This window comes from Pseudomonas arvensis (genome assembly GCF_056688935.1).
Genome location: NZ_CP162038.1, coordinates 5,120,001 through 5,142,683, shown reverse-complemented (window position 1 = coordinate 5,142,683; position 22,683 = coordinate 5,120,001). Strand labels below are relative to the sequence as shown.

Annotated in this window: 24 protein-coding genes and 1 pseudogene (1 of these 25 cut by a window edge); 11 read left to right on the top strand and 14 right to left on the bottom strand. The window is 59.4% G+C overall.

All coding sequences use genetic code 11. The annotated features are described in order from the left end of the window. The first annotated feature begins 3 nt into the window (after nt 1–3). From AB3G88_RS23320 to queC, 4 genes are all read left to right on the top strand, one after another. Nucleotides 4–630 (top strand): cytochrome o ubiquinol oxidase subunit III, encoded by a 627-nt coding sequence (locus AB3G88_RS23320; RefSeq protein ID WP_017734786.1) that lies wholly within the window; start codon nt 4–6, stop codon nt 628–630. Beyond that, complete coding sequence (gene cyoD / locus AB3G88_RS23315; RefSeq protein ID WP_010206434.1) at nt 630–971, top strand: cytochrome o ubiquinol oxidase subunit IV; 342 nt, start codon at nt 630–632, stop codon at nt 969–971. Before AB3G88_RS23320 ends, cyoD begins: the two co-directional genes overlap by 1 nt. Nucleotides 972–982: 11 nt before the next feature. Continuing rightward, a complete protein-coding gene (cyoE, locus tag AB3G88_RS23310; RefSeq protein ID WP_019817484.1) occupies nt 983–1,870 on the top strand; it encodes a heme o synthase in 888 nt (295 codons plus the stop codon). Between the two features lie 104 nt (nt 1,871–1,974). Further along, nucleotides 1,975–2,673 carry a 7-cyano-7-deazaguanine synthase QueC gene (gene queC / locus AB3G88_RS23305; RefSeq protein ID WP_480451851.1) on the top strand — a complete coding sequence of 233 codons (699 nt, stop codon included), beginning with the start codon at nt 1,975–1,977 and terminating at the stop codon, nt 2,671–2,673. Nucleotides 2,674–2,761: 88 nt separating this feature from the next. On the opposite strand, the gene AB3G88_RS23300 is transcribed toward queC, so the two are convergent. Then, entirely contained in the window at nt 2,762–3,640 is an 879-nt protein-coding gene (locus AB3G88_RS23300) for a queuosine precursor transporter (protein WP_480451849.1), read from the bottom strand. Further along, nucleotides 3,627–4,229 (bottom strand): helix-turn-helix transcriptional regulator, encoded by a 603-nt coding sequence (locus tag AB3G88_RS23295; protein ID WP_099587280.1) that lies wholly within the window; start codon nt 4,227–4,229, stop codon nt 3,627–3,629. Before AB3G88_RS23295 ends, AB3G88_RS23300 begins: the two co-directional genes overlap by 14 nt. Nucleotides 4,230–4,535: 306 nt before the next feature. On the opposite strand from AB3G88_RS23295, the gene AB3G88_RS23290 reads away from it, so the two are divergent. Together AB3G88_RS23290 and ptaA are read left to right on the top strand one after the other, a co-directional pair. Next, on the top strand, nt 4,536–5,891 hold the full coding sequence (locus AB3G88_RS23290) for a serine hydroxymethyltransferase (RefSeq protein WP_480451847.1): 1,356 nt from the start codon (nt 4,536–4,538) through the stop codon (nt 5,889–5,891). A 144-nt stretch (nt 5,892–6,035) separates the two neighbouring features. Then, nucleotides 6,036–7,118: a pyoverdine biosynthesis transaminase PtaA gene (gene ptaA, locus AB3G88_RS23285; protein WP_400530209.1), complete on the top strand. Its 1,083-nt coding sequence runs from the start codon at nt 6,036–6,038 to the stop codon at nt 7,116–7,118. A 57-nt stretch (nt 7,119–7,175) separates the two neighbouring features. On the opposite strand, the gene AB3G88_RS23280 is transcribed toward ptaA, so the two are convergent. Together AB3G88_RS23280 and AB3G88_RS23275 are read right to left on the bottom strand one after the other, a co-directional pair. After that, the gene (locus tag AB3G88_RS23280) at nt 7,176–7,892 is read right to left on the bottom strand and encodes a hypothetical protein (RefSeq protein WP_099587284.1); all 717 of its coding nucleotides are present in this window, start codon (nt 7,890–7,892) and stop codon (nt 7,176–7,178) included. 225 nt (nt 7,893–8,117) lie between these two features. Continuing rightward, nucleotides 8,118–9,368 carry a 2-aminoadipate transaminase gene (locus AB3G88_RS23275; protein ID WP_191948307.1) on the bottom strand — a complete coding sequence of 417 codons (1,251 nt, stop codon included), beginning with the start codon at nt 9,366–9,368 and terminating at the stop codon, nt 8,118–8,120. Nucleotides 9,369–9,591: 223 nt separating this feature from the next. On the opposite strand from AB3G88_RS23275, the gene AB3G88_RS23270 reads away from it, so the two are divergent. Then, nucleotides 9,592–10,620: an amino acid ABC transporter substrate-binding protein gene (locus tag AB3G88_RS23270; RefSeq protein ID WP_400530203.1), complete on the top strand. Its 1,029-nt coding sequence runs from the start codon at nt 9,592–9,594 to the stop codon at nt 10,618–10,620. A gap of 5 nt (nt 10,621–10,625) precedes the next feature. Here AB3G88_RS23270 and AB3G88_RS23265 read toward each other — a convergent pair whose 3' ends face one another. The 4 genes from AB3G88_RS23265 to AB3G88_RS23250 form a co-directional block, all read right to left on the bottom strand. Further along, nucleotides 10,626–11,639, bottom strand: coding sequence for a sensor domain-containing diguanylate cyclase (locus AB3G88_RS23265; RefSeq protein ID WP_480451844.1), 1,014 nt, complete (start codon nt 11,637–11,639; stop codon nt 10,626–10,628). Nucleotides 11,640–11,775: 136 nt separating this feature from the next. After that, the gene (locus AB3G88_RS23260) at nt 11,776–13,674 is read right to left on the bottom strand and encodes an alkaline phosphatase D family protein (protein ID WP_480451842.1); all 1,899 of its coding nucleotides are present in this window, start codon (nt 13,672–13,674) and stop codon (nt 11,776–11,778) included. A gap of 120 nt (nt 13,675–13,794) precedes the next feature. After that, nucleotides 13,795–13,998, bottom strand: coding sequence for a hypothetical protein (locus AB3G88_RS23255; RefSeq protein WP_480451840.1), 204 nt, complete (start codon nt 13,996–13,998; stop codon nt 13,795–13,797). A 129-nt stretch (nt 13,999–14,127) separates the two neighbouring features. Continuing rightward, nucleotides 14,128–14,886 carry an MlaA family lipoprotein gene (locus AB3G88_RS23250; RefSeq protein WP_480454474.1) on the bottom strand — a complete coding sequence of 253 codons (759 nt, stop codon included), beginning with the start codon at nt 14,884–14,886 and terminating at the stop codon, nt 14,128–14,130. Between the two features lie 191 nt (nt 14,887–15,077). Between AB3G88_RS23250 and AB3G88_RS23245 the strand changes: the two are divergent. Beyond that, nucleotides 15,078–15,500 (top strand): annotated as a pseudogene (locus tag AB3G88_RS23245) (sensor histidine kinase); the annotation flags it as partial. Between the two features lie 27 nt (nt 15,501–15,527). Here the strand turns inward: AB3G88_RS23245 and AB3G88_RS23240 are convergent. The 3 genes from AB3G88_RS23240 to AB3G88_RS23230 form a co-directional block, all read right to left on the bottom strand. Continuing rightward, nucleotides 15,528–17,771, bottom strand: coding sequence for an ATP-binding protein (locus tag AB3G88_RS23240; protein ID WP_480451838.1), 2,244 nt, complete (start codon nt 17,769–17,771; stop codon nt 15,528–15,530). Next, nucleotides 17,768–18,382 carry a biliverdin-producing heme oxygenase gene (locus AB3G88_RS23235; protein WP_480451836.1) on the bottom strand — a complete coding sequence of 205 codons (615 nt, stop codon included), beginning with the start codon at nt 18,380–18,382 and terminating at the stop codon, nt 17,768–17,770. Before AB3G88_RS23235 ends, AB3G88_RS23240 begins: the two co-directional genes overlap by 4 nt. 194 nt (nt 18,383–18,576) lie before the next feature. Beyond that, entirely contained in the window at nt 18,577–18,957 is a 381-nt protein-coding gene (locus AB3G88_RS23230; RefSeq protein ID WP_099587293.1) for a response regulator, read from the bottom strand. A gap of 172 nt (nt 18,958–19,129) precedes the next feature. Here AB3G88_RS23230 and AB3G88_RS23225 point away from each other — a divergent pair, with 172 nt between their 5' ends. The 3 genes from AB3G88_RS23225 (at nt 19,130) to AB3G88_RS23215 (ending at nt 20,855) form a co-directional block, all read left to right on the top strand. Continuing rightward, the gene (locus AB3G88_RS23225; RefSeq protein WP_480451834.1) at nt 19,130–19,663 is read left to right on the top strand and encodes a demethoxyubiquinone hydroxylase family protein; all 534 of its coding nucleotides are present in this window, start codon (nt 19,130–19,132) and stop codon (nt 19,661–19,663) included. Nucleotides 19,664–19,704: 41 nt separating this feature from the next. Next, nucleotides 19,705–20,082, top strand: a complete 378-nt coding sequence (locus AB3G88_RS23220) for a c-type cytochrome (RefSeq protein WP_099587294.1) — start codon at nt 19,705–19,707, stop codon at nt 20,080–20,082. Between the two features lie 200 nt (nt 20,083–20,282). After that, nucleotides 20,283–20,855 carry a hypothetical protein gene (locus AB3G88_RS23215; protein WP_099587295.1) on the top strand — a complete coding sequence of 191 codons (573 nt, stop codon included), beginning with the start codon at nt 20,283–20,285 and terminating at the stop codon, nt 20,853–20,855. A gap of 8 nt (nt 20,856–20,863) precedes the next feature. On the opposite strand, the gene AB3G88_RS23210 is transcribed toward AB3G88_RS23215, so the two are convergent. The 3 genes in view from AB3G88_RS23210 to AB3G88_RS23200 are tightly spaced (at most 15 nt apart) and all read right to left on the bottom strand, a layout consistent with a single transcriptional unit that may run on beyond the window. Beyond that, nucleotides 20,864–21,349 (bottom strand): hypothetical protein, encoded by a 486-nt coding sequence (locus AB3G88_RS23210; protein ID WP_480451831.1) that lies wholly within the window; start codon nt 21,347–21,349, stop codon nt 20,864–20,866. Then, a complete protein-coding gene (locus tag AB3G88_RS23205; protein WP_400530185.1) occupies nt 21,346–21,633 on the bottom strand; it encodes a colicin E3-like toxin immunity protein in 288 nt (95 codons plus the stop codon). Before AB3G88_RS23205 ends, AB3G88_RS23210 begins: the two co-directional genes overlap by 4 nt. Before the next feature lie 15 nt (nt 21,634–21,648). Further along, nucleotides 21,649–22,683 carry the 3' portion of an S-type pyocin domain-containing protein gene (locus AB3G88_RS23200; protein WP_480451828.1) on the bottom strand. The gene runs 129 nt beyond the window's last position, so only the last 1,035 of its 1,164 coding nucleotides appear in the window; its start codon lies off the right edge, out of view; the stop codon is at nt 21,649–21,651.

Sequence of the window (22,683 nt, the reverse complement as noted above, 5' to 3'; positions counted from 1 at the left end):
ACCATGTCGAACTTAGTGACCAATGCTGGACACGCCCATGTCGATGACCATGGGCACGATGACCATCACCACGACTCGGGGCCGATGACCGTTTTCGGTTTCTGGCTCTACCTGATGACCGACTGCATCTTGTTTGCGTCGATCTTCGCGGTGTACGCGGTACTGGTAAACAACGTAGCGGGTGGCCCGTCGGGCCACGACATCTTCGAACTGCCTTACGTGCTCGGCGAAACCGCCTTGCTGTTGTTCAGTTCGATCACCTACGGCTTCGCCATGTTGGCCTTCTACAAGGGCAACAAGAAAGGCGTACTGAGCTGGCTGGGCCTGACCTTCCTGTTCGGCCTGGGCTTCATCGGCATGGAGATCAACGAGTTCCACCTGCTGATCTCCGAAGGCTACGGCCCGCACCGCAGCGGCTTCCTGTCGGCGTTCTTCACGCTGGTCGGCACCCACGGTCTGCACGTAACTGCCGGCCTGCTGTGGATGGCGGTGATGATGTATCAGGTCAATAAGCACGGCCTGACCAACACCAACAAGACCCGCCTGAGCTGCCTGAGCCTGTTCTGGCACTTCCTGGACGTGGTCTGGATCTGCGTCTTCACCGTTGTTTACCTGATGGGGACTCTGTAATGGCTAATGCACACTCCCATGACCATGACAGCCATGATGCGAGCCACGGCAGCGTTAAGTCGTACGCCATCGGCTTCATCCTGTCGGTAATCCTGACGCTCATCCCGTTCGGTCTGGTGATGTACCCGACCCTGCCCAAGTCGATCACCTTGATGATCGTGCTGGCATTCGCGGTGATTCAGGTTCTGGTTCACCTGGTGTACTTCCTGCACCTGGATCGTTCCAAGGAACAGCGCGATAACGTGATTGCGTTCGTGTTCGCAGGTCTTGTGATCCTGCTGCTGGTTGGCCTGTCGATATGGATCATGTTCAGCATCCATACGTTCATGATGGCGAAGTGAGGTAAGACCCGATGTCGCTTAAGCACTTTATCCAAATCACCAAACCGGGGATCATTTTCGGTAACGTGCTTTCTGTGGCGGGCGGTTTCTTCCTGGCCTCCAAGGGACATGTCGATCTGGCCATCTTCCTGGCTGCGATGATCGGCACGTCCCTGGTGGTTGCTTCCGGTTGTGTCTTCAACAACTGCATCGACCGTGACATCGATATCAAGATGGAGCGCACCAAGAATCGCGTGCTGGTCCAGGGCCTTATCTCCCTGAAGCTGGCACTGATCTTCGCGACCGTCCTGGGTGTTGCCGGTGTGGCCCTGTTGTACAAGGTGGCCAACCCGTTGGCGGCGCTGTTTGCCGTGATCGGCTTTGTCATCTACGTCGGCCTCTACAGCCTGTACCTCAAGCGCAAGTCGGTTCACGGCACGCTGGTGGGCAGTCTGTCGGGGGCGATGCCGCCGGTGATTGGTTATGTGGCTGTGACCAATAGCTTCGACATGGCTGCGCTGGTGCTGCTGGTGATGTTCAGCCTGTGGCAGATGCCGCATTCCTACGCCATCGCGATCTTCCGTTTCAACGACTACCTGGCTGCTTCGATTCCGGTCCTGCCGGTCAAGCGTGGCATCCAGGTCGCCAAGAAACACATCCTGCTCTACATCCTGGCCTTCCTCGTGGCGACCTTGATGTTGACCTTCAGTGGCTACGCCGGCATGAGCTACCTTGCCGTCGCCGCGGCCATGGGCATGTACTGGTTGTACATGGCCTGGACCGGCTACAAGGCGGTGGACGACACCGTCTGGGCGCGCAAGCTGTTCGTGTTCTCGATCTTCACCATCACCGCGCTCAGCGTGATGATGTCCCTGGATTTCCAAGTGCCGAAAGAGCTGTTGCTGACCTACGCGCACTGAGTGCCTGAGCAGTAAAAAGGCCCCGCCTTCGAAAGAAGCGCGGGGTTTTTTATTGAGTGAGCTTTAAACTATGCCCAAATCCTACCTATGCAGGACGCAGAACGATGACTAAAAAAGCTGTAATCGTATTCAGTGGCGGACAAGACTCCACCACCTGTTTGATCCACGCACTGCCGCACTACGATGAAGTGCACTGCATTACCTTCGATTATGGCCAGCGCCATGTGGCAGAAGTCGAAGTCGCCCAGCAGCTCGCCGGGCAGTTGGGGGCCACCGTTCACAAAGTGATGGACGTGTCGTTGCTCAATGAGCTGGCCATCAGCAGCCTGACCCGCGACAACATTCCTGTGCCGACGGTTAACAGCTCAGGTGAAAGCCTGCCCAGCACCTTTGTGCCGGGGCGCAATATTCTGTTCCTGACCCTGGCGGCGATCTACGCCTACCAGGTGAAGGCCGAGACGGTCATCACCGGCGTGTGCGAAACCGACTTCTCCGGTTACCCGGACTGCCGCGATGAATTCGTCAAGGCGCTGAACCAGGCACTCAAGCTGGGCATGGAATACGACGTGCGCCTGGAAACCCCACTGATGTGGCTGAACAAGGCCGAGACCTGGGCCTTGGCCGACTACCACCAGCAACTGGACCTGGTTCGCGAGCAGACACTGACCTGCTACAACGGCGTCCTTGGCACTGGCTGCGGCGAGTGTGATGCGTGCAACCTGCGCGCACGGGGCTTGAATGATTACGTGCGGAACAAGACGGCTGTCATGCAGAACCTCAAGCAAAAACTGCAGCTCGACTGATCCCCATGTATATCCCGTCTTGCCGGGCCGGCCTCGGCAGCTGCTACGACCCAAAACGTGCAGTTGCCCGGTGAGGGATTTGCCTGGATCAGGCCTTGGCGTTGGTCAGGTAGCGCTTGAACAGCGAACGCGCGCCATAAGCCGGCAGGATATTGAAGAACGCAAAGCCCACCTTAATTGCGATCTGCACATAGATCATGCTCAGGATATCGCTGGTCTGCATGGCGCCGTAGAACGCGATAAAGCAGAACAGGAAACTGTCGATAATCACCGCGAAGAACGTACTGAGGAAGATGCGCAGGTACAGGTACTTGGAGTTGGTCAGCTCTTTGATCTTGCACAGCAAATACGAGTTGATGTTTTCCGACACCAGGAACGATATCGAAGAGGCGATCAACACCGACGACACCTGCACAATCACATCGTTGTAGGGGCCGTCGAGCTTCCATCCAGGTAAGCCGGGCAGGAAGGTCGAGCCGTAGAGCAAAACGATGATCATCGCGTTGCTGGCAAAGGCAAACAGGATGGCCTTTCTGGCGAGCCTGAGGCCGAAGTTTTCGTTGAGCAGGTCCACGATCAGGAAGGTCAGCGGATACAGGAAAGTGCCCGGCGTCACGATGATGTCGAGGGACTCGATGTAGATCGGTTTAGTCGCAGCAATGCTGGTGAAGATGTAAAAGGTGAAGAGCAGCAGGTTGAGGACGATGTAGACCATCCACGAACTTTCATTGCGGTCGTTGAGGTCGTACGCCGTCATCGTACCGGCCTGGGAGTAGTACTTCTTGTACAGGTTTTTAACTTCCATTTTGTTCAGGTTATCCATGATTTCGCTGTTTAAGACTTCGCTCAACTTGACCCTAATGATCTTGCCCGTGGCGATGATCATGATCACCGCCAGGCGCTTGTCATTTTCGAAGCCAAGCAGTTTGTATTTACTGTTTTCGATCTCGCTTTCATACGTGGTCATTGAAGCGCTCCTCAATGATATCCCCCAGGACACACAGTTGTTCTGAGCTGGCGCAGGCTTCACGGCTGATGAATAGCGTTTGGGTGGCCCGGTCGAACACCAGTTTTTCCTTATCGTCGCTGGACGAACCCTTCTGGATGATCAACAGGTCGCCTGGCTCATTCACGCCCGGTATGGCGCGCTCCAGTTGCACGCCGATCAGGTTATGGGAGGTGCCGAAGTAGTACGTGAGCGGGTAGAGGATCGCCAGTTCGCCAATACGTTTATCCAGGTGCTGCATGACCTGGCTTTCCTTGAGCACCGGCACGGCTGCGGGGTTCATGTTGCCTTGGGGCGAGGCACTGCTCTCGATGATTTCCTTGGCTTCAAAATCGATGGTCTCGATTTCTTCGTAGGACACACCGAAAAAGTCGGAAATCTTGCGCAGGGTCGACTGTTGAACGTTGACGACCTTGCCTTCGAGGATGTTGTAGATCGTGGTGCGGGTCAGGCCGGCGGCGTTGCATAGCGACAGCTGGGTCTCACCACGGCTCTTGATCAAGTACTTGATGTTGCTCTTCAAGTGCTCGGTTTTTTCTCGTCTGTGCATCACGCGCTCACCACTTCCCTTTAGTAAAAACCGTTGCGTTGAAGATGCCGTACAGATTGTTCAGCAAAAAAAGCCCATCCAGGGCGTTCCAGGCATCGCGGCGGGCGCAAGTGTTGCACGCGTGCGGCCTAACAATAAAGTCCCGGATGCGCGTCAGCGCCTGCGCGCAGGGCAAATGGCCATCCGCTCGGTAAAGGGGGACAAAAGCGAACATTTAATTTGGAAAATGTTTAATTTCCTGTTTAATTGAACGCCACGGTTCAGGACGAACTGACACGCAGCGACCAAGGAAAGGACACCCCCCCGATGCCCGTCAATACCGTACACCTGCAGGATCAGGCCGATCTGTTGCGCCGAGGCATGGCGGACCTGCGCGCCGAGGACCTGGAGTTGGCGATGCTGCTGGACGCCGAAGTGGCGCGCCAGCACCGCACACTCTCATTGGTCGCGTCCTCCTGTGCGGTCAAGGCCCGTACTTTGGTGGCCTCCGCGTCTGCACTGGTCAACGTCACCGCTGAGGGCGCGCCCGGCAAGCGTCATCGCGCCGGCTGTGAAAACGTCGATCTGGTCGAGTCACTGGCGATCCGCAGGGCGCGTGAACTGTTCGACGCCCACTACGCCGGCGTGCAGTCGCACTCGGGCTCCAATGCCAATGCCCAAGTGCTGTCCGCCCTGCTGGAACCAGGGGACACCTTGCTGGGCATGGCCCACGATCACGGTGGCCACCTGACCCACGGCAGCCCTGCGGTGTTTACCGGCGCCTACTACAAGGCAATTCGTTACGGCACCACTGCCGAAGGCCTGATCGATTACGAGCAGGTGCGCACCCTGGCGCTGGCCCATCGTCCACGCATCATCATTTGCGGTGCATCGGCGTATTCACGTGTGCTGGATTTCGAGCGGTTTCGCGCTATTGCCGACGAGGCGGGCGCGATCCTGCTGGCCGATATTTCCCATATTGCCGGGCTGGTCGTGACCGGTCGGCACCCCAGCCCGATCAACGCGGCGCATGTCACCACCACCTGCACCCACAAGCAGCTGGGTGGCCCACGTGGTGGTCTGATCCTGTCCGGCCGCGACGCCCATACCAAGGTGCCGGGCTTACGGGCGTCCTTCAGCCGTGTGCTGGATCAAGCCGTATTTCCGCGGATGCAGGGCGCGCCGGCGGTCAATATGATCGCCGCCAAAGCCGCCGCGCTGGGCTACGCGATGACAGCGGAATTCGATGTCTGCATGGGGCGTGTTCGCGCCCTGGCCGATGAAACGGCCTACGCCTTCCAGGCCCATGACTATGAAGTGGTCGGCGGGCGCAGTGAAAACCATACCGTGCTGATCCGTCTGCGCGGGGATATGACCGGTGCCATCGCCGAGTCGGCGCTGGAAGGCTGCGGAATCGTGGTCAGTAAAAGTCGTGTACCTGGCGAGACCCGTTCGTCTGCCGTTACCAGTGGCCTGTGTATCGGCACCGGCTCCATGGCGCAACGCAATGTCGATGCGCAGGGCTGCCGGCAGGTCGTCGATCTGGTGTGCCGGGTACTTAGCCAGGTCACGCCGCTTGGCGAACACGAATACCATGTCGAGCCTGCTGTGCAGTTGCAATTTCGCGCTGAACTTGAGCGTTTGTGCGCCCAATACCCCATCGCAGACTACTGGGAGCACTGAAACCCGCCCATGAAAAAGCCCCGTCGTCGAAAGCCGTACGGGGCTTTTTCATGGGCGCTCGGTTAAATCAGCCGACCCTTGTCTCGTCATATTCATCTATACGAGCAGTGCGAATCCATCATCCGCCTACAAGGAGTAGTCACCATGGTCAGCGTCAGTCGTCGATCCCTTCTCGCCCTCGGCGCCGCCCTGCCTTTGCTCGGACGCCTGGATTGGGCGGTTGCCGCGTCGCCGTCGGCCAAGACTGACAAGGTGTTGCTCAACTACAACGAAAGCCCCTACGGGCCTTCGTCGGCGGCCCGCGAAGCGATGCAGCGCGGCATCGCCACCACGGGGCGTTATCCCTATAAACACATGTACGCCTTGGCTGAGTTGTTTGCCCAGCAACAAGGGATTGCCGAAGAAAAGGTGGCGGTGTTTTCCGGCTCCATGGCAGCCCTGCGCTACGCGGTGCTGGCATTTACCAGCGAAACCCGCGGCCTGGTGATGGCTACGCCGTCCTACGAAGTGCCGCGCCAGTCCGCCGAATCAAACAAGGCGCCGGTCAAAGAAGTCGCCCTCGACGGCGAGCATGCCCACGACATCCCGGCCATGCTGGCGGCTGACCCCCAGGCCGGCATGCTCTACCTGTGCAACCCCAACAACCCGACGGGCACCGTGACGTCGACCGACGCCATCCGCCAGGCCCTGGCGAACAAACCCAAAGGCTGTGTGCTGGTGGTGGACGAGGCCTACATCGACTTCGCCGAGGCCCCGAGCGTGGTGAGTTGGGTCAAGGACCACGACGACCTGCTGGTGCTGCGCACCTTCTCGAAAATCTACGGCATGGCCGGCGCCCGCCTGGGCCTGGCAATCGGCCATCCAGCATTGCTGGAACGCCTGGCGGTGTTTGGCGGCGACAACGTCCCGGCCGGCTCGTCCTTGCTCGGCGGCCTCGCCAGCCTGGAAGATGTGAAGCTGCTGCCACAACGCAAGGCGCTCAATGCCCAACTGCGCGAAGACACCATTTCTTGGCTCAAAGGCCGTGGTTTTACCTGCACGGCATCCCAGGCCAACTGCTTCATGATCGACGTGAAGCGCCCGGCAGAGCAGGTCATCGACGCACTTGCCGGCCATGGCGTACTGATCGGGCGCGTGTGGCAAAACTGGCCGCAGTGGGTGCGAGTGACGGTGGGGAACAAGCGGGAAATGGCGCGGTTTCGCGAGGTATTTGCGGCAACGGTATAACGCAGTATTGAATTCATGTGGGAGGGAGCAGTTCCTCCCACATTCAGTTCAGTGGTGTCACTGTTGCGCGATGCTGTATCCATCAAACGCGCTCTGCTGCTGCAGTGCGCTGATCACGCTCTTGCGGGTCAGCGGCTGTTCAGCCCCCGAGTTATCCACAAAGCTCTCGACTTCCAGCTCGGCTTCATCGCCTTCACCCACAAAGCTGAAGCCCAGGAACTCAAACGCCTCGCGGTCGATGTTCAGCTTGGAGCGTGGCGTGCGCAGTGGCAGGGTGACGCTGATGCCGTCCTTGCTGATCACAAACACCTCGGCTTCTTTCTTGGGACGGGAAGCCTTGCTCTTGCCGGCGCTGGGGTTGCTGATGGCCTGGTGAGACTGGTTCAGCACCTTGAGGGCCAGGCCGTAGACCAGCTCCTGGAACTCGGGGTCGTCCTTGAAGCTGGACAGGATGCGGCTGATGGAGAATTTGCTGCTCAGGTCTTCCAGCGCGATGTTGTCGGCGGCTTCGGCGTCCTTGAGCTGCTTGAGCTGGCCCATCAGGTCGTAGGCCTTATCGTCATCGAACGCGTCGTGGGCCTGGCGGATGGCAAGGCGCAACTCGCGGATCTGGTCGCTTTCCTTGGAGGTGTGAAACGCGTCCAGCACCATCTCGCTGATGATCTTGGCGGCTGGCACATGCTGTGAAAGATTGATGGCGTTTTCGTATTCAGCTTTGGCGTGCAGGGCGACTACGGATTCTTCGGTGGAGTGTTCGGTGTAAGAATCGGACATTGAAATTTCACTACTTCAGTAAACGGGGAAGACAAAAAAGCGTCGCGCATTTTCAGGGGGGAGGGGGATCAGGTCAAGGCAGCACAATGCCCTTATCGCGGTGCAAGGCAGTAAGCGCCCGCTGCAAGCGCACCGCTCGTCCACAAAACAAACCTACGGTATAGAGGTGTCGTGGATAATCGGCGAGCCTGCACGCATTGGTCCAGCGTAATGGCGCTGACGCGATTACTCCAACTGCTTGAGGCACCGTTCAAGAATAACCAGCCCTTCCTCCAGCACCTCGGGCTCAATCGTCAACGGTGCCAGCAGCCGAATGATATGCCGCGACTTGCCACTGGGCATCAGCAGCAACCCGGCATCCCGCGCCAGGCCCAGCAGTCGGGTCAGTTGCTGGGGCGCAGGTGTGCCGTCGGCATTCACCAGTTCGATGCCGCGCATGGCGCCGACGCCGGTCAGGCGGCCCAAAAAGGGTGTCAGGTGCTGCGCACGCCAGGTTTCATAGCGGCTCACAATAGCGGCCTCCTGCCGGGCTCCCCAGGCGTGTAACGCCTCATCCGTCATAGCGTCCAGCGTGGCCAGTGCCGCCGCGCAGGCGATGGGGTTACCGGAGTAAGTGCCGCCCAGCCCGCCTTTGGGCAGGTTGTCCATCAACGCCTTGCGCCCGACCACCGCCCCCAATGGCACGCCGCCGGCGATGCTTTTGCCGAGCAGGATCAGGTCCGGTTCGATGCCCAGGCGCGAGAAGGCAAAACGCTGGCCGGTGCGGCCAAAACCGGATTGGATTTCGTCGGCAATCAGCAGGATCGCGTGTTCATCGCAGAAGCGCCGCAGGGCCTGGGCGAACTCGATATCCAGGGCGAGGAATCCGGCCTCGCCTTGCACCGGTTCAAGGATGAAACAGGCTACGTCGCTGACGTCGATTTCCACACTGAACAGGCGGTCCATGGCCTTCAGCGCCTCAGCGCAGCTCACGCCATTGTCGGCGCTGGGGTAGGGCAGGTGATACACCGGGCCGGGCAGGACGCCGACCTTTTGCTTGTAGGGCGCCACTTTGCCGTTGAGGTTGAGGGTGGCCAGCGTACGGCCGTGGAAAGCCCCGTCAAAGGCAATCACCGCCGTACGGCCGGTGGCGCCGCGTACGATTTTCAAGGCATTTTCTGCGGCCTCGGCGCCGCTGTTGGTGAGCATGCCGCTGATGGGGTAGTCCACCGGGATAAACGCGGTCAGGCGGTCCATCAGTTCGATGTAGGGCATATGCGGCGCGGCGTTGAACGCATAGTGGGTCAACTTCGTTGCTTGTTCACGAATGGCCTGCACCACGCCGGGGTGGCAATGGCCGAGGTTGAGCACACCGATGCCGCCGACAAAATCGATATAGCGCTTGCCCGTGGTGTCCCAGACCTCGGCATTCCTGCCGTGGCTGAGGCTGATGGGATGAACGATGGAAATCGACTGGCTGATGGTTTCGCGGCTCATGAATCCTGGACTCGGCAGTGGCGGGCGTCTTTTTATCTAAGCCGTGGGCCTGGCCTTGTCGCAAACGAAATAAAGTCGCCGGGTCATTCCAAATCGGAAGGAGCTGTTGCCAAAAGGTCGTTTGTGGCTGCGCGCCAAACCCGTCAATACTGCCCAGGCAACATCAGAAACCGGCGCAGGCTGTGCGGTGCCGAATAATAAGGAACGACAGGGAGAGCCTCGCATGAACCCATTTAAAACCACCTTGGCCATGATCAGTGCCGCCGCCGTCTTTGGGCTGGCCAGCACCGCGCATGCCGGTTCGACCCTGGACGCGATCCAGAAAAAAGGCTTTATCCAGTGCGGTGTCAGCGACGGGTTGCCCGGTTTTGGCGTGCCCGACAGCCACGGCAAGATGACCGGCATTGACGTGGATGTGTGTCACGCCGTAGCGGCGGCCGTGTTTGGTGACGCGTCCAAAGTGAAGTTCACCCAGTTGACCGCCAAGGAGCGTTTCACCGCGCTGCAGTCCGGCGAAATCGACCTGATCTCACGCAACACCACTTGGACCAGCTCCCGCGATTCGGGCATGGGCCTGGTGTTCACCGGCGTCACCTACTACGACGGCATCGGCTTTTTGGTGAACAACAAACTGGGTGTCACGGCCGCCAAGCAACTGGACGGCGCAACCGTGTGCATCCAGGCCGGCACCACCACCGAGCTCAACGTTGCCGATTACTTTCGCACCCACGGCCTGAAGTTCACGCCGATCACCTTCGACACCGCCGACGAAAGCGCCAAGGGCCTGGAAGCCGGGCGTTGCGATGTGCTGACCACCGATCAGTCCGGGCTGTACGCACAGCGCATCAAGATGGCCCATCCGGATGAATTCGTCGTGTTGCCGGAAGTGATCTCCAAGGAGCCGCTGGGCCCGCTGGTGCGCAAGGGCGATGACGAGTGGTTCAGCATCGTCAAGTGGACCCTGTTTGCGATGATCAACGCCGAGGAAATGGGCATCACCTCGCAGAATGTCGAAGAGCAGGCCAAGACCACCAGGAACCCGGACGTTGCGCGGCTGCTCGGCGCCGATGGCGAGTACGGACGGGACCTCAAACTGCGCAAGGATTGGGTGGTGCAGATCGTCAAGCAGGTGGGCAACTACGGTGAGGTGTTCGAGCGCAATATTGGCCAGGGCAGCGTGTTGAAGATCAAGCGCGGCCTCAATGCCCTGTGGAACAACGGCGGCATCCAGTACGCGCCGCCGGTGCGCTGACAGGGCTACGCCGACACGCCATCTTTCCCCGCCGCCTTGGCGCGATACAGCGCCTGATCGGCACGTGCCATCAGGGCGGCGGGGGATTCATCCATGCGCCGCTCGGCCACGCCGAGGCTCAGGGTGACGATGAGGTCATCGCGTATCGGCATGTTGCGCATCGTTCGGCAGATGTTCTCGGCCAGGGCCGTGGCGTTTTCCAGCGAACTTTTGGGCAGCACCACCATGAACTCATCGCCACCCCAGCGCGCCAGCAGGTCGCCTGGGCGGATGCAGCTCTCCAGGCATTCCACGACCTGCACCAGGGTTTGGTCGCCTACGCCGTGACCGTGTCGGTCATTGATCGGCTTGAAGTCATCGATATCCATCGCGATCAGTGCCAATGGCAGGCGAAAACGCTGGGCGCGGTCGCAGGCTTCCAGCAGCACTTTTTCCAGGCGGTAACGGTTGGCGACGAGGGTCAAGGCATCCCGTTCGGCCAGTGAGCGGTTTTCGTCCAGTTGTAATTGCAACTGCTGATTGACCCGCGACAGCTCGCGCGTACGCTCGGCCACCAGTGCCTCAAGGGATTGATTGCGTCGCTCCAACTGCTCGACCAAGGACTTGCGCAGATGGATATCGCGATGGGCACCCACCATGCGTGCAACCGAACCGTCTTCATTGCGTGCAATCACGTAACCACGGTCTTCAATCCACAGGTAGCCGCCATCTTTTTTGCGGCAACGGTATTCGGTCTGGTAATGGGGCGTGCGCCGGTGGATGTAATCATCGAACACCGTCATCACGTGGGGGTAATCCTCCGGGTGGATGACGCTCTCCCAGGTGAACACACTGTTTTCCAGGGAGTGGCTAGGGTAGCCCAGCATTTCGTACCAGCCTGGGCTGCGGTAGACGAACCCGGTATTGGCGTTCCAGTCCCAAATGCCGTCGCTGACCAGCTCCAGCACGGTGTGCAACATGTCGGCGTTAAAGTGAGAAAAAGCATGATTGAGCGGGTTGTTGCCGGAAGTATCGTTCATCTGCGCATTCCTTGCGGCGGCAGGCAACCAAGGCCTACCAATATTGACGCCGATACTCCGTGGCTGGGGCTACTGTACAACGGGGATTGAACGCTTTGAATAGGGGGGTGTGATGCTGTTGGATGGTGGCAGTAGGCTACTGCTTTGGCGCCGCCATTCTTGTCCGAGGTTTCCCATCGGCGTTGTGCTGGTAAATCGCCTCAGGCTGCCCCCGCTCGTTGAAAAACACCTGGCCGATCCCTGCTGAATTCCACAACCGTTCACCGGCTTCGGCATGTTCCGGAATATGTGGCACCACCTGCATGGTGCGCCGGCGAGTGAACCAGTTCAGAGGCGAGCGCGGCGAGTACAGCCAGCGGTTGAGACGGTCGAACCATTCCAGCAGTCGCGGTGGGAATTCGTTCTTGATGCCGCTGCTGGTGATCTGCCAGATCCTGGGGCCAGCGTCGCGGTGGCGGATCAGTACTTCATAGACGAACGAGTAGTGCACGTCGCCCGAGAGGATCACGTAGTTACCCGGCGTGCGCGAGTGACGGAAGATGTTCAGGATCACCTGGGCCGCGCCGCGATGGGCCATCCAGTTTTCGGCGTCCACCAGTAATGGATGGCCGCACCAACTGAAGATTTTCTGCACGGTCTCGATCAGCTTGACGCCAAAAATCGGCGCGGGCGAGACGATGATGGCCGAGGGGTGATCGAGCAGTTCCTGCTGCAGTTCGCTCAAGGCTTCCCAGTCCAGCAGGCCGGACGGTTGCTTGAGGGTGAATTCGCTGCGCCAGCGCCGTGTGCGGGTATCGAGCACCACCAGGGCCGGCGTGGTGGGCAGGACGTAATGCCACTGCTGGAATTTCAGCAGGGTTGCCAGCAAATTGTCCTGCGCGAGGGCATCCAGATGATTGTTCTGCGTCTGGGTTGCCAGTGCCTGGGTTTGGCCCACCAGCTCATCAAAGGCATCCGGGTTATTCCCCCAGCCTTGGCACAGCAGGTAAGCGAGCAGGGCGTTACCGATGATGCGCTTGGAAAATGGATGACCGTAGGCGGTTTCTTCCCATTGCGCGCTGAGGTTCCAGTCGTCGGTGATGTCGTGGTCGTCAAAGATCATCAGTGTGGACAGATGGGCGAAAACCCGCGCAGCACCCGGCAAGCCCTCGCGAAATTTATCCACCGTCACCTGCTCGCGAGCGTAGCGCAAGGATTCATCGGCGCTCAGTTGGGGTGGCTGCGGGTTGATCAGGCGCCAGGGCGTGGGCGACCATACCAGCAGGTACATCGCCATGACCTCGGCGAAGGTCACCAGGTGATTGTCGGCGGTGCTGCTGGTGAAAATCGGCTTTTTCACGCCGCCGAAAAACCGCTCGCGCAGGGTCTCGTTGCTGTCCAGCGCCGGGAGCAGATCGGCGCGGTTGTAGTAGCTGGCGCTATGTGCGTAGAGGCTGGCGCTGTTGTCGACCACGGCGCCTTCCAGAGATTCGTCAAACAGGCCCAGGCGCGCAATCAGCCCGTGGATCGCCCGCAGCATCGGCCCTGCGACATCGTCGGCATACACCTGGTCGCCGCTCATCATCAACAAGGCCGGACGGTCGGCGGGTGTTTGTGCATCGGCCAGCAGGCGATCGACGCAGAGCAAGCCTTCGTCGGCGCTGTGGTGAGGTTTGCGGCACGAACCGTGTACCAGTTGATGGATGCGGCTGTGCAGCACGAAATTCGGATATTGGGCGTTGGCGTACAGCAAGTGGGGTGCCCATTGGGCAATGCCAATGCCGTCGACGAGCAGGTCATAGTCGATCACTACATCCTGCGGCAGCGCTTCCTCCAGTCGTACATCAATCAGGTGGACAAACGCCTCGCGTCCCACCGGCACGACTTGGCACTGGTCCTGGCCTAGCGGGATATCCAGGCGTTGCTCGGCACATTGCAGCCTCAGCATCAGTGGCAATGCTCGGCTTCCCACCAGCCACAGCACCAGCCGCTGGGGTTCGAGGCGTCGCAGCAGAGGGCCGGCGAGCACGGCGGGCAAGGTGTCGGGATGTGGCATGCAGTAAAAGGCTCCGGCCAGGGTTGAACCGGCAAGGTTAGCGCAATGGATGTCAGTGTTTTGTTAAGGCGTGGCGGCTTGTGGAGACGAAGGGCTGTGCACAGCCCTTCGTGCGACGATTTAGAGCAGGTTACCCTTGCCCAGGCTGTCCAGGCCACCGCTGCCCGTGCGTCGGCTGTTGCGCGCTGAACCGTCGGACTCCTGAGGCTCCAGTTGCGATTGACGCTCATCAATGCTGCGCTTCTTGCGTTGAAGGGCGGCGTCATCCTGCGGCGCTGCGGGGTATTGAAGGGGGGGCACTGCGCAGTTGATAGGGCTGAGCATGGAAGTATCCTTCTATCAGTCTAGGGGGACTTCGCCCTTTAGAGCGAAGTGGCGCCAAACTTACAGAGGGCGAGGAAGGGCGAGCTATAAACGCCTTACTGCAAGATATGACGGCCGTGACGACCGTAGTCAAAAGTCATCAGCGGCGCCCTTTGCGCAGCCTTCGGTGGCAGGGGATGTCGCGCCTTCCTTGCCTTCCAGCACGAAGGCTGCGCGGTTTTGTGCCACCACATTACGTAACGCGCTGTAGTAATCCGGCAGTTTTTGCAGGCTATCGGTGAGCGGCAACAATGACGCCCGGGTGTCGACCGTTCCGCCCACCAGGCTGATGGTGCCCAATGTCTGCACGGTATCGCTGTCTCCCAGCGGCGAAACCAGGAAGCTCAACACCTTGCCTGTCGCATCGCGGCTGTTGCTGGTGCCGAGCAATGGCAATTCGACAATCGGCCCGGCACCCACGCCCCATACGCCGAACGTTTGGCCAAAGTCGGCGGAGTGGCGCGGGATGCCCAGGCGGTCCGACACATCAATCAACCCCACCACACCTACCGTGGTATTCACTGCAAAACGGCCAAGGGTGTTGACCGAACGGCGTGGGTTGCCTTGCAGTAGATCGTTGATAAATACCTTCGGCTCGCTGAAGTTGCTCGCGAAGTTATGCACACCCTGCTGGAAAAATTCCGGGAGGTAGCGGTAACCGCGAGCAACAGGCGCCAGCGCGTAGTTGTCCACCGCTCGGTTGAATGCAAACACACTACGGTTGACCCGTTCGGCCGGGTCATGCACCGGGTAGTTCACCTGCGCGCAGCGGGTGGACGGCGCTTTCGTCGGGTTCGCACAGCCCGCCAGGTAGGACACAGTCAGCAACAGTACCGCCTGGCGAGCCAGGTGGTGGGGTTAGGTCAGCGCACGCATGGGCACAGTCTCCGCAAAAGGGACGCCGATTCTGGCGCTGGTGCCTTGCGCAAAGATGTCCGGTTTATTGCGCCGTTGACGCTTTATTGCACGATTGAAATATATGACGGGCCGCGTCGAATGGTTTTAGATGACGCCTTGACCCAGCCAAGTGATGCCTGCCGGTGGACCTGTCGGAACTGTTGCAAACCTTGATCGACGACTACCGCGACCAGGCTATCGACCTGGCCTTTAGCGGCCCGCCACGCCTGGTGTACTTCGGCCGGCCCCTGGGCCTCAAGCGCGTGATGACCAACCTGATGGACAACGCCATTCACTATGGGCACGCGCCGGAAATCGAACTGCAACAAGGGGCGCATCAAGTGGTGATCCGCGTGCGGGATCGCGGGCCGGGGATTGCCGCCGAGCACCGCGAACAGGTGTTCCTGCCGTTTTATCGCCTGGAAAATTCACGCAATAAAAGCACCGGCGGTGTTGGGCTTGGCCTGTCTACTGCCCGCGCTATTGTGCTGGAGCACGGCGGCACTCTCACCCTGGCAGAACGCCCGGGCGGTGGGTTGGAGGAGGTGGTGGTGTTGCCGGTGTGATGACAACACCAGATCACGGTGGGAGTGTCAGGTGTGTGAGTCTCCAATCACCTTCGGCACGGTAAACCGGAACTCACTGCCACGGCCCACCTCACTCTCCGCCACGATCTTGCCGCCATGGGCCTGGACGATGCCTTGGGTGATATACAGCCCCAAGCCACTGCCGGTGGGGTTGTTTTCGGTCTGGGTCCAGTAGCGGTCGAACACATGGGGCAACTGCTCTGGCGCAATGCCTTCGCCGGAGTCGCGCACCGAGAACACGATTTCTTCGCCGTTGCTCATGGCGCTGATGCCGATATTGCCTTGGCGTGGCGTGAACTTGATGGCGTTGCCGATCAGGTTCGACAGCACCTGGAACAGCCGCTCCGGGTCACCGTTGATCAACAGACCAGGCTCGGCGTTGAACGACAGGTCGATGCCTTTTTCCATCGCCAGCGGTGCGAGCAACGAGTAGGCCTCTTCGAACATCTGGCTCACATCCAGCGCCACCGGCTTGACCACATAGCGCCCGGCCTCGATTTTCGAGGTGTCGAGCAAGTCTTCCAGCAGCACATTCATGCGCCCGGCGGCTTGCTGCATGGTGTCAATGGCCGAGGAAATCCGCCGCGAAGTGTGTGGGCCGTCGGAGCTGAAGGCCTTTTGCATCATGCCGCACAGCATCGAGATGACCGTCATCGGGTTGCGCAAGTCGTGGGACACCACCGCCACCAGTTCATCGCGCGCACGCACGGCTTGTTGCTCGCGCAGCACCTGGCGGGCCAGGTCGTTTTCCAGGGCGGAGCGACGCAAATCGTTGGCGGCGAACAGGTCGCCATGGCTCCACTTGGTGGAGATGCCGGCCATTTCGACTTTCCAGATTTCAAACGAGGTACGTGGGCGAAGGCGTAGGCCAGCGTTGGAGTTTTCCAGGTCCAGCGGCTTGTTCGGGTCGCCGCTCCAGTTGATGTTCTCTTTCACTTCCGGGCGGAACCACAGCACCCCGTTGTCCACCGGTTTAGGCAGGCTCATGGCCAGGACACCGCTGGCCACTTGCTGGAACTCAGCGGCTGGCGGGTAGACCGAGGCCAGGTTATGGCTGGAAAACACCGGCTCGCCGCTCCCTTGCAGCCACTTGTGCAACGCGCGGATCTGCGCCGGTTCCGGGCAGTTGCCGTAGCGGTGCAGTTGTTTGTCTTCGATGATCGCGATGCCGCCGGACAGGGTCAGGTCCATCAGCACTTGGCCTTGCTGGGCGAGGCCATCGAACACGTTGTCCGCTGAGGCTTTCATCGCCTGATTCAGCAGCGCCAGGGCCTCGACTTTTTCCTCGCGCTGGCGGCTCAGGTCCAGGGCTTCCATGGCGCTGATTTGCAATGACAATACCTGGCCGATGGTCTGGCAGGCGGTGCGCAACTCGTTGGGTACCAGCAGTGGTTCACGGTTGCCGCAACTGATCAGGCCCCAGAGTTTGTCGCCCTTCATCAACGAGATGCTCATGGACGACAGCACGCCCATGTTCTGCATGTACTGGCAATGAATCGGCGACACACTGCGCAGGGTGGCGAAGCTCAGGTCCAACGGCTCGCCGCTGTCCGGGCGCAGCTTGGGCAGCAGTGGCACCGGCTCATAGGCCGCGTTGGGAATAATGCGCAGCCAGTTGGTGCGATACAGCTCGCGGGCCTGCTCGGGGATGTCGGACGCGGGGAAGAACAGCCCGTTGAACAGTTCCATGGACGGCGCCGACGCTTCGGCGATCACCTGGCCATGGCCTTCCTCTTCGAAACGGTAGATCAGCACACGGTCGTAGCCGGTCATGGCCTGGATTTCATTCACGCTGATTTCGTACAGCGCTTGCAGGGTTTTCGCCGCCTGCAAACGTTGCAGCATCTTGCCCAGATCACTGGTGCGACCCTTCACTGCCCGTGGCCGGAAGTTTTCCAGCAAGGGTTCGAACTCCAGCACCAGCACGCCCTGATGGCGATGCAGCAGGCCGTCGAACTTGGCACCGTTGAAGGTCACGTGCAGCGGCGGCGCGTCGATAAAGTTGTTGTGCTCAACCATGTGTTGCACGGCGGCAGCAGGCTCGGCGCCCAGTAGCGTATGCAGTGGTTGGCCCAACAGGGCTTCGGGCGCATGGTTGAACAGGCTGGCGACGTTGGTACTGACCTGAATGATCTTCAGGTCGGGGTCGGACAGCGTCAGCAACACACCATGGGGCTGGATCGCCCCGGGAAAGCGGATCGGCTCGTCGGCACAGTTGGCAAGCAGTTCCTCAAAATCATCGGGTTTCATAGCAGTACCTCCTGGCTGTCGAGCCATTGCTCAAAGCAGCTGAATGTCGAACGGGCCGCGTCCACTGCACGCTGTCTGGCTGACGCGTCCTGCGGCTGGCGGCCCAGATAGTCGAGAAAGTCTTTCCAGCGCCGACCGGTCTCGGCGCCATACACATTGAGAAATGCACCGCCGTTGTCGGCATCCAGGTCCAGGCGCTTAGCCATTTCCCGGCGCAACACCTGGCCGCCCAAGGTGGCGCCTTCCAGCACGTACAAAGCGCCGAGGCAGGCGGCGGGAGAGTCGAGTCGCGGGAGGTGGGGGCAGCGGGGCAGCGCGTTGATGGCGTCGTTATTCAGGCCAAGGGCATGAAGATCGTTCAACAGCGTCGGGGTTTTCACACGCAGTACAGGGTCGAATCCTTCGGGGATCAACTCACAGTCATACAGCGCTGCTTCCATTGGTCCATAAAAACCGTAATACGCTTGGAGCAAGCGTCGATACCAGTCGGCATCCAGTTGTTCGCTGAAAAACGGCAGGCGCTTTTCCAGCGCGACATGCAGTAGGGCCGTGCCTGTGCGCAACGCTTCCAGCAATGAGGGCGCAGCAACGTCAGGGACCTGTGAATGCATTCAGTAAGCTCGAACTGTGGGCCTGCCGGCCGTAAATGACGCATAGAAGTGGGCGACGATTCTACACATCTCATGGCCATTGGCTGTATGCACAAGGCGAAGAGCCTGACCAGCGGATCAGAAAAATCGCTCCTTGCTCATTAATGACAGCAGCGCTTGTCCCAAAGTTCGGTTTAAGTGATGTCGCGACGCCATCAATGCAGGCGCGAGCCTTGTTGCGTCAGCGCCGTTTGCACACACTCAAGCAGGTGTTCGGCGCTCCACGGTTTTGGCAGGAACCGCACCGACCCCCCCAGTTGCGCCGCGATCTTCGTGTTGCCGGATGTCAGCACCACCTGCACTTCCGGCCATCTATGAGCCACCACCCGACTCAAGTCGTAGCCGTTGAGCAAACCAGGCATCTGAACATCACTGACAATCAGGTCGACCTGTTCATCATCACGCTCCAGAAAAATCATCCCTTCATCCGCCGAAGGAAACGAGGTGACATGCGCCCCGAATTCCTCCAGTACATCCACCATTAACGAGCGAATGATCTCGTCGTCTTCCAGCACTAAAATCGATGGCTGAGCCATGATCCTTACTCCACCATCAGGGGTTAGTAAGGTGGAGTCGAACGCGGCGGGATAGGTTCGATTGGATATGTCCTAAACGATGGGTGGTCATTCAGAGTGTCTAGTTTGCGTATTTGGCGGGAGGTGCGGCACGATGGCTGTGCTTTGTAACCCACGCAAAAGGCTATCAACCGTGAACGCTCACTTGATCGACCATGACCTCGGCAATCGCATGCTTAAAGTCGACCACGCCGGTGAGCATGGCGCGATTTGCATCTACAGCGGCCAACTGTTTATAGCCCGGCTGTTCAACCCGAGCCTGGTCGCGGAACTCACCGAGTTCCTAGGCGACGAGCGCCGCCACCGTGCCGTGTTCAACGCCGAGTTGCAGCGCCGAGGATATCCGCGTTGCCGAGGCTACTGGCTGTGCGGGCTCGGTGGGCTGGCGTTGGGTTTGCTCACAGGTCTCTGTGGTCGCAAAGCCATCATGACCACCACCGTGGCGGTCGAAAGCGTGGTGCTTAGACATCTGGCCCATCAGCTGCACGCCCTGCGCAACATCGACCCGCTGGCGGTGGCGGCCATTGCTTCGATTGTGGATGAGGAACAGCACCATCACGACCAGTCGGCGGCGCAGATCGATGTGAATGATCCCTGGTTCAAAATGCTGACGCCCGTGGTCACTGCATGGACCGAAGCGGTGATCTGGATGGGCATGCGCTCCTGACAAACAGGCATAATCGTCGCACCAGCCGATGTGGAGTCCCTATGAAGTACCGTGCCGTGATGACCCTCGCCCTGATCTTCAACACCCATGCAGCCCTGGCGGCCGGCGATGCCGAGGCGGGCGGCAAGCTGTTCACCAAGACCTGCGGCGGTTGCCACAGCGTCGGCGAAGGCGCGCGCGGCGGGTTTGGGCCGGAACTCAATGGCATCATCGGCAGGCCTGCCGGCACCACCACCGACTATCAGTATTCCGATGCGATGAAAAATTCCGGCGTGGTCTGGACGCGGGACAAACTCGCCGCCTATATCGAGGCGCCGAAGAAGGTGGTGAGTGGTACGCGGATGATCTTCTGGGGGATCAGTGATCAGGAGAAGATTGAAAATATCCTGGCGTACCTTGAGACCTTCCAGCCCAAATAATCACTTGCGCACATTGTTGCGCCGTAGTCAGGAGCGCGCGCAACCGATGCTCGATCACGTCGGCATCGGCAAGCCTGCTCTCCACAAAAAAACGCTCACCAGAGAGATCGTGGCCAGCCTTCAAGGTTTGGAGAGTGCGGAACATTCCTTTCAATTCCTAGTCCAGTCATCACACCCCCTCACACCGATAAGGACATCTCGTGAAGCGAATCGCATTGCTCTCTCTCGCCCTTGCCCTGTGCGCCTGCCAATCCAACCAACGCGACTCCTCGCCGACCCTGCTTAAAGACGGCATCCAGTTTCGCCAGAAAACCGTGACCGTCGACGCCGAACACGCCAAAGTCATCATGAAAGCCGTGGGCGGCAACAACCCCGTCAAATTCGCCATCAGCCGCGAAGGCGACCCCGACCAACGCCCGGAAATCCTCGGCACCGTGGTGTACAACGGCGAAGGCCAAGTCTTCAACTGGATCGCCAAAACTGTCCAAACAGTAACCAGCGCCGGGTTCCGGCGTTTTCCACAGCTGGAAACCCAGGCCGATCCGGGTAAGAAACTCACCGTATTCGGCAGCGCTGGCAGCATCGGCAATGGGGATTTTTACAGCTGCGTGCCGCCGGTGAGCACGTTCGTTCCGGAGAAGGCCAAGGTGTATCTGGTGGAGTTCCAGTTCTCGCCGAGTCGTTCGGCGTGCATGCAGCAGGTGTTTGACATTACGGACCCAGCGAATCGGGTGTTGATTGGTGGGGCGGGGGGTGAGACGAAGGCGGGTTAAGCGGTTATTCAGCGGTGGGCATAGCCCACCGCTTGCGTGACGACCACCCCGTTGAAGGTGTGGGTGCAGCAGTCGCAATAAGGTTTCATGTTTTCGGGTGTCAGTTGTGGTTCTACCTTTTGCAGCAAACCTGCGTCGTCGACGTATAGGCCGCTGTAGTAGCTGTTTTCATCCGTTCTCACGTAATCCTGTTTCTCGCTTTCATGTAGCGCAACCACCCAGAACACCGGATTCGGCCGATCCAGGCGTGCGTTGGCTTCGCTGAAAACCGCGTCCCATGGCTGACCGACCTTGGACAACAGGAAGCGGAACAGCGGCGTGTAATCAAAACCGTGGCGTTGATGGCTGTGCATTGAACCTCGGGTGGCGAGCGTGTCTTTTTCGGTCTTGGTATTCCGTTCGTACCGGTAAGCGCCACAACTGCCGTGGCGCACGCCATGGGTTCGGGTGTTGACGGAGCGGTAGAGGAGGGGCTTTTTCGCTGTGGCTCTCATGACGCTTCCTTGGGTTGTTTTGGAGGTGGTGGCCAGGCGCCTTGGTAGCGGAAGGAGATTTGGTAGTCGAGATTGGAGGGTTCAATCACGTGCTGAAAGTGCGGCTGAATGATCGGTATCCAGCTAGGCAGCAGATTGAAAACGTCGGCATATATCGCGGTTTCTTCGGCTAGATCTAACGCTTCAAAAACACTGTCTGCATCATCGACGTCGGCTGAATACTCATCCGCTTTCAAGTCATTGCTATGCTTTTCGTACCAGCGCAATCGGATTTTCATAACCATTATTTGAATTCCTGTTCATCTGTAAATTCGGCGTTCTGGTTTCGCAGGTCCTCGGCGTTCAGCCGTATATGGGTCAAATGCGCCGAGGTGTTCCAAGTCACTGTTTCGATAAACTTCCAGCTCGCCTTTCTTGGCATCCCATTCGAATAATTTCCGGCCTTTTGCATCTATCCAGCGCTCGCGTAAGCCACTCCCGCCTTTCCTTGGTGTGACAGGCCTTTGGGGGATCAAGCCAGGAAAGCCCGTTATGTCTTCTGTTCGGGGGGCTGGAAAGTAATCATGATCCGGATTCTTCAGCCCTTTCTGCGGCTCACTCACCACCACATACAGCGGGCGAGCCCCAGACCCCACGGGGAACACCAGAATAAAATCCCGATACTGCGGCGGGTAAATCGGGTTCACCAGAATCTGCGCCGCCTTCTCCGTAGGCGGGTAAATCCAGATCACCGGCGCCTGCGGCGCAGCCTGCAACGCCGGAATCCCCAGCGTGTCACTTGGATCAACGGCAGGCGTCCAGATCAGCTCAACACCCTCACCCAAATCTGCTACGAACTGATCGCTGCGTGTTTGGAACTGCACCACTTCAATCATCTGCCAAGCGGGGTTGTCGCCGGTGTAAAAACCATAGCCCTTGAGCGTACCGTCTTCCCGCTGCTCGATATGCAAACGCATCTGCGAGCGCGCCTGCTGCATCGAGCGTAATTGCTCCTCGCTATACAGCGCGCTATCGCCCAGCTCCCCGGGCCACACCAACGCTACCAACCCGCCTAACAGAGGCGCGGCCACAGAACCGATTGCGGCAGCGGCCGACTCCACCACCGCCGTACGCAACGCCAGCTGCCCCAAGCCAACGGGCAAGGCGCTGCCGCTGTTCTTGCGCAGGGCAACAGCGCCCCGGCTGTCAACTTCACGGCCGCCCAACAGGCTGAAGTGGCCGTACTCCGTGATCAGCTCAAGTGGTACGTAGGCAGTGGGATCTGAGTAGTGGGTGTGGCCGTCGGGCAGTTGGCAAGGCTTCACGAAAACACAGCCAGGCGCTTTTGCGGGTGC